Annotated in this window: 1 protein-coding gene; it reads left to right on the top strand. The window is 45.1% G+C overall.

Translation table 11 applies throughout. The annotated features are described in order from the left end of the window. Positions 1 to 696: 3-dehydroquinate synthase family protein (locus R7R78_RS25120; protein ID WP_225474501.1), on the top strand; the 696-nt coding region annotated here is incomplete at its 5' end. Positions 697 to 878: the final 182 nt, after the last annotated feature.

Raw genomic sequence — 878 nt, 5'->3', positions numbered from 1 at the left:
TTGTCCCAGGTGGATTCTGCCGCTGGCGGCAAAACGGCACTCACTCATCCGCTAGGTAAAAACATGCTTGGCGCATTTTACCAACCGAAAGCGGTGATCATCGATACCAACTGTTTATCGACGCTACCTGAGCGTGAATTTGCTGCTGGTATAGCTGAAGTGATCAAATACGGCATTATTTATGATGGTGCATTCTTTGATTGGCTGGAAGAAAATTTAGACCGTTTATACGCGTTGGATGAAGACGCGCTTACCTATGCCATTGCTCGTTGCTGCCAAATTAAAGCTGAAGTGGTTGCACAAGACGAAAAAGAGTCTGGAATTCGTGCGTTGCTCAATTTGGGTCACACTTTCGGTCATGCAATAGAAGCTGAATTAGGCTACGGCAATTGGTTACATGGTGAGGCGGTGTCTTCTGGTACGGTGATGGCGGCCAAAACGTCACTTCTGCGTGGACTGATTTCTGAAAAGCAGTTTGAGCGTATTGTGGCATTGTTGCGCAGAGCGAAATTGCCAGTCCATACACCCGACAGCATGAGTTTTGATGACTTTATCAAGCATATGATGCGTGATAAAAAAGTGCTGTCAGGTCAATTGCGCTTAGTTCTACCAACCGGAATTGGCAGTGCGGAAGTGATAGCCGATACTTCACAAGAAGTGATTCAGCAGGCTATTGATTTCGGTCGCAATATTTAACCTTGTAATGACGCCATCTGGCGTCATTCTTGTTGTTTAAGAAGGTTATTAGATGAGTTTTGCTCACGTTCTGGAATTAGATTCTCAAACCGAGTTATTGGATAGATTGGAGTTGTTGACCAACTTTGGATCCAACCTTATTGCGATCAATGGCCCTGATGGGTATGGAAAATCTTGGCTGG

It is taken from the genome of Vibrio sp. 2134-1 (genome assembly GCF_033339495.1).
This window is presented reverse-complemented; position numbering and strand designations above follow the sequence as displayed.